This is a genomic window from Enterobacter sp. 50793107 (assembly GCF_001463365.1).
In the GTDB taxonomy this organism is placed as follows: Bacteria; Pseudomonadota; Gammaproteobacteria; order Enterobacterales; family Enterobacteriaceae; genus Enterobacter; species Enterobacter cloacae.
On record NZ_LNII01000123.1, the window covers coordinates 1 to 5,576 of the forward strand.

A 5,576-nucleotide genomic window follows, 5' to 3' on the forward strand; every position below is an offset into this window, starting at 1 on the left:
AATTAAATTTTATCAATCAGGTTTAATTATTTAACTGTTAATTATTTCGGGGGATATATTTTTAGATTTCATTACATCCCCACTCCGTAAGAAAGTTCTTATTTTAAATAAATTCATTTAAAAAGAGCCGGACAATTATCGACTCATCCAGAGAACTTAAAATGCGCAAATTAATGAATCGTACGTTGCTTTCGCAATGTGTTTTAGTGGCTTTAACGTCATTTGGCGCCCAGGCTGCCGTAACGCCAGCCACGCCCTGCCAGCCCGGCGTGACATCGCAGACCTGCGGCTTATCGAAGTACAAAGATAATAGTTTCTATCAGGATCCCGGCGTGACTAATGCCATTATGGCCGACACCACCGCAAATAATATATTTATGGATGGAAGCCGTGAATCAGGAGATACCCAGTCATTGACCGTTTCCGGCACCGACATGTCAGGCCATTATATTCAGGGCAGCAACGGGGGGACGGCTAATATTACGCTGAATAACGGCGCCACCGTCGATATGATCGAAGTGGGCAATACTGGCGCAACCACCAATACGACGGTTACCATCGATGCCGCTATGCTGAATGGCGAAAATGACGCCGGAAGCTATGAGGGAAAGAAAGCCTATATGATGGGTTCAGCCATTTACCTCGACCCGATGGATAAAGGCTACCACAACGTGATCGTTGAGAACGGCAGCTTACTGCACGGCAGTATTCTCAGCGCGGGAGCCGGTGCGCAAAATATTGCCATCAGCGACAGTACGATGGATAGAGGCGGTATCTACGCGGGTAGCGATAAATCTGATACCAATATTACGCTGACTAACGCTTCCGTGGATGCCTCGCAGAGCGAAATCGCGCAGAACATCGACACGCTGGCGGTAAAACTGAGCGAATACAAGCCCTTCAGCGACATCAACCTGGATGCCTTTGGCGATGTCGCCATTGCAATGTACGGAACGAAGGCTGATTCGCTGGCGCTGAATAACAGCACGATCACCGGAGATATTGGGGCCATTAACGAAAACGGCACCACCCATATCTCACTGACAAATAACAGCGTTGTAAATGGCAATGTAACCGTCGATGGTAATTCCGCAAATTCCGTTCTGGTGGATAACAGCACCGTGAATGGCGGGATAAATACCAGCCAGAATAAGGGCAGCAGCACCATCACGCTGCAGAATAATGCAACCGTCAACGGTGATATTACAACGGGTGCGGGTGATGATACGATCGTGCTGACCAATGATTCACATGTAAATGGCAATGTTAACGGCGGTGACGGTAGCGATACTCTTTCAATGGATGCGGGCAGTTCCATATCCGGACAAATAAGCCAGTTTGAAACGGTAAATACCACCAGCGATAACAGTATTGCCATTGATAAAATTAACGATGCAACCAGCTGGAGTTTGCAAAACGGTTCAACCCTGATTGCCACCACCACCGGCAGCAATGCACTGGTTACCATGAGCACCGACAGCTATGTTAATTTCGGTAATATTACCGGCGCCAATAACGCAGTGATTGTGAATAGCATCACCCCGTCAGCACTGAATCAACGTAACGTTGTTCTTGGTACGTTCACCACTTCAGGCAGCAGCGCACCAGAAAATTATGCCGCCGCAAGTTTTACCAACGGTCAGCAGAATGTTGAGAACCGTAGCGGCGCGTATAACTACAACAATAGCCTGAATATTGTTGCCGCCGACGGCTCACCTCAGACTCAGCTTACCGCAGATAATAGCCAGAGCTGGAATATTGAATTTAACAGCCAGAAGGGAAACCTCGCGAGCGACGTTCAGGGGCTGATCGCCGGACTGGATGCCGCCGAACAGGCCGGACATCAGGTTGCTGATGACATCAGCAACCATATGAACCAGGTGCATCTCGCAAATATGTTGGGAGAACAGCAGGATGGCGCGCAGGTCTGGGGGGATTTTCTCTATCAGAACGGCAATTTCAGCAACGACGTCGACTATAAGAGCATTACCCAGGGGGCACAGGGCGGCGTGGACTGGACCGCTCATCTGAACAACGGCGATAGCGTAACCGGCGGTATCGCACTGGCGTGGACGCGCAGCCGCGCGCAGGACACCAGCGACAGTGTCGACGGCTTTAAAGACAGCGTTTACGGCAATTACTACAGCATTTACGGCGGCTGGCAGCAGGCGCTAGACAGCAGAAACTGGGGACTGTTCGCTGATGGCAGCTTCAGCTATGGCGATATGCGTTACTCCCTGTCTGCCAATAACGTTACGGGCAACACCAGCGGTATGACGGAAGCGCTGCACGGCTCCACCGATGGTAGCCTGTATCTTGCACAGGCCCGCACGGGGGTGAACGTACTGCTGCCTGGCGAAACGCTGCTGCAACCTTACGCCACCTTAGGCTGGGATCAGACCAAAGCAAACGGCTTCTCTGACAGTGAAGTGGCCTTTGCCGACAGCCAGGTCTCGTCATGGAACGGGGGTGTCGGGGTTCGGCTAACGACCACGCTTCGGGATCTGAATAAGAACGTGCAGGTGATGCCGTGGATTGACGCGCGCTTCCAGAAAGAGTTCAGCGATGATACTGACATTCAGGTAGCGGATTACCACAACACCTCCGGTCATAACAACGCCATGGGTATGTTCGGGGCGGGTATTAATGCCACCGTTGCCCACAACTTTACCCTTAACACAGGTGTATACGTCGGCACGGGCGATGTGGATAACGATGCCAGCGTGCAGGCGGGGATGAGCTACAGCTTCTGAGTGTCGTCTGATGCCCGGTACGCTGCGTTTACCGGGCAGTACGGTGCATGCCATCAAACAGGTCCTGGGGAAAGTGCTGTCAGTGAGGTCTGGCATCGCTTCTTCCCAGGATTTGTGTTTTGATAAGGACAGAATGAAAACGCTGTTTCAAAAATTCATCGATAAGAAAGGAGACATCATGTCCTGGCACCCTAACCCCGGCCGTTATGAAAATATGCAGTACCGCTACTGTGGCAAAAGCGGGCTGCGCCTGCCTGCGCTGTCGCTCGGCCTGTGGCATAGCTTCGGCCATGTTCAGCCGCTCGACACCCAGCGTGCGCTACTGCGTAAAGCCTTCGACCTCGGTATCACCCATTTCGATCTTGCCAATAACTACGGCCCGCCTGCGGGGAGCGCGGAAGAAAACTTTGGTCGCCTGCTGCGGGAGGATTTTGCCGCCTGTCGCGACGAGCTGATTATCTCCACCAAAGCGGGTTACGACATGTGGCCGGGACCGTATGGCTCGGGCGGCTCGCGCAAATATCTGCTCGCCAGCCTCGACCAGAGCCTGAAGCGTATGGGTCTGGAATATGTCGATATTTTCTATTCCCATCGCGTGGATGAGAACACGCCGATGGAAGAGACCGCTGCCGCGCTGGCCCATGCGGTGCAGAGCGGTAAAGCGCTGTATGTCGGAATTTCGTCCTATTCAACGGCGCGCACGCAGAAAATGGCTGACCTGCTTCGCGAATGGAAAATCCCACTGCTCATCCATCAGCCGTCGTACAACCTGCTTAACCGCTGGGTGGATAAAACCGGCCTGCTGGAGACGCTAAAGCAAAACGGTACTGGCTGTATTGCGTTTACCCCACTGGCGCAGGGGTTGCTGACCGGAAAATACCTCAACGGTATTCCTGAAGGTTCGCGGATGCAGCGCGAGGGGAATAAAGTGCGCGGGCTGACGCAGAAGATGCTGACCGAAGCCAATCTGAACAGTCTGCGCTTGCTCAATGAGATGGCACAGGCACGTGGTCAGACAATGGCGCAGATGGCGCTAAGCTGGCTGCTGAAAGATGAGCGCGTAACGTCCGTGCTGATTGGTGCGAGCCGCCCGGAACAGCTGGAAGAGAACGTTCAGGCGCTGAAAAACCTGCGCTTTAGCGAAGAGGAGCTGATACGCATTGATAAGCATGTTGCGGATGGAGAGTTGAATCTGTGGCAGGCGTCGTCGGATAAATAGTGCGGTCTGTTGCCCTCTCCCACAGGGAGAGGGTGGTTAAGAAGGAAATTACTTCTTGCTGATCTTATCCAGATACCCCATCACAAACGCCGAAAGCACAAACGTCAGATGGATAATGACATACCACATTAGTTTGTTGTCCGGGACATTCTTTGCGTCCATGAACACGCGTAACAGGTGGATGGAGGAGATCGCCACAATCGAAGCGGCCACTTTATTCTTCAGCGACGTGGCATCCATTTTGCCCAGCCAGCTCAGCTTTTCTTTACGCGCGTCGATATCAAGCTGGGAGACAAAATTCTCATAGCCAGAGAACATCACCATCACCAGTAAGCCCCCCACCAGCGTCATATCCACCAGTGACAGCAGAACCAGAATCAAATCTGCTTCGGCAATGGAAAAGATGTTCGGCAGAACATGCAAGATTTCCTGGAAGAACTTAATCGTGAGCGCAATCAGCGCCAGCGAAAGGCCAAAATAGACGGGTGCCAGTATCCAGCGCGAGGCGTACATAGCGTTTTCAAAGAAGCGTTCCATAAAGTCCTGTCTGCAAACGAAACCAGCACTCAGTATATCGCAACGGCGCTAACTGTTTGCAACAACTAACCATTACACGTTGTCAGGATCCACCTCAGGGCGCGCATACTCCGGCCAGACCAGCACCACCAGCTCTGGATAGGCTTCCAGGCTGAACTCGCGAAAGCACTGACGCAGGTTTAATACGTCTAAATCGGAATACGAGACCTTCTCACCATTCAGACAGCGCTTTTTGATATTGTCGTAATATTTATAGACCGCTGAATTCAGGTCACTGCAGCGACGCTGCGCTTCAAACAGGCCCGGCGTGTCATTAATTTCCGACATTTTCATCCGCTTTATTGTCGCGTGCAAAAAGTCGATATATTCATGGTTCACCCGCCAGTACCAAACCGGCGTCACCGAGTTCATCAAAACAGAGAAATGGTCTTCACCTTCCTCTTTAGTCATCAGTTCAGGCTGTGGGGTTTCACTGGTGTCTTTCGACTCTTTCGTTTTATTGAACTCCTGCATCAATAAAAGAACACCAGCGGTCAGTAATAGTAATGTAATGACCGTAAAAAAGATGCTGTTCATGGGTTGGCTCCATTTTTTTTGATTTTAAAATTGCCTCATGATATTGTCAACGAATCTCACGCCTTTATCTTCCCCACCTTGTTGAAATTAAAGGAAATTAAAAAATGTTGCCCGACTATCTCGTCCCGGCTAAGTACCACATCACGCCTGTGGAACAGCAACCGACGGAAGCAGAAAAAGAGGCTAATTTCACTCAGGGAAAAAGAAAGCTCGCTGATTTTGAGCCTGACATATTAATTGGTGTTTCCCGTAGCGGCAAATCACGTAATATGTTGCTGGAAGAGCACGATCGTCATATAAAGGATCGGTTATTTCGCGCCATCAAAATTGAAGCCTTTGTCCACCTGTTGAATGACCTGCAGGCAGAAGGCGAAATAGATGCCCAGAAACTAAGTCAAATAATGGCCGAAAAGACCAAAGAAATAAATGAAGCGGGCAATGAAATTTGGCTTAATCTAATTACGCGAGAAAAAAATAACCCTATTTTTTAT

5 protein-coding genes are annotated in these 5,576 nt (G+C 50.6%); 3 read left to right on the forward strand and 2 right to left on the reverse strand.

Annotated elements, in window-relative coordinates:
• Nucleotides 1–206: 206 nt before the first annotated feature.
• Both APU11_RS16415 and APU11_RS16420 read left to right on the forward strand, forming a co-directional pair.
• Nucleotides 207–2,753, forward strand: coding sequence for an autotransporter outer membrane beta-barrel domain-containing protein (locus tag APU11_RS16415; RefSeq protein ID WP_239691334.1), 2,547 nt, complete (start codon nt 207–209; stop codon nt 2,751–2,753).
• A gap of 178 nt (nt 2,754–2,931) precedes the next feature.
• Nucleotides 2,932–3,972, forward strand: coding sequence for an aldo/keto reductase (locus APU11_RS16420; protein ID WP_023622102.1), 1,041 nt, complete (start codon nt 2,932–2,934; stop codon nt 3,970–3,972).
• A 48-nt stretch (nt 3,973–4,020) separates the two neighbouring features.
• Here the strand turns inward: APU11_RS16420 and APU11_RS16425 are convergent, their stop codons facing one another.
• Nucleotides 4,021–4,509 carry a TIGR00645 family protein gene (locus tag APU11_RS16425; RefSeq protein ID WP_013098707.1) on the reverse strand — a complete coding sequence of 163 codons (489 nt, stop codon included), beginning with the start codon at nt 4,507–4,509 and terminating at the stop codon, nt 4,021–4,023.
• Between the two features lie 72 nt (nt 4,510–4,581).
• Nucleotides 4,582–5,085 (reverse strand): RNA helicase, encoded by a 504-nt coding sequence (locus APU11_RS16430; protein WP_013098708.1) that lies wholly within the window; start codon nt 5,083–5,085, stop codon nt 4,582–4,584.
• 104 nt (nt 5,086–5,189) lie between these two features.
• On the opposite strand from APU11_RS16430, the gene APU11_RS16435 reads away from it, so the two are divergent.
• Nucleotides 5,190–5,576, forward strand: a 387-nt coding sequence (locus APU11_RS16435) for a hypothetical protein (protein ID WP_060578648.1), incomplete at its 3' end; no start/stop codon positions are given.

Excerpts from the sequence above, each read along its gene's own strand:
- APU11_RS16425 (WP_013098707.1), bottom strand. The coding sequence starts at position 4,509 with ATGGAACGCTTCTTTGAAAACGCTATGTACGCCTCGCGCTGGATACTG.
- APU11_RS16420 (WP_023622102.1), top strand. The coding sequence starts at position 2,932 with ATGTCCTGGCACCCTAACCCCGGCCGTTATGAAAATATGCAGTACCGC.
- APU11_RS16430 (WP_013098708.1), bottom strand. The coding sequence starts at position 5,085 with ATGAACAGCATCTTTTTTACGGTCATTACATTACTATTACTGACCGCT.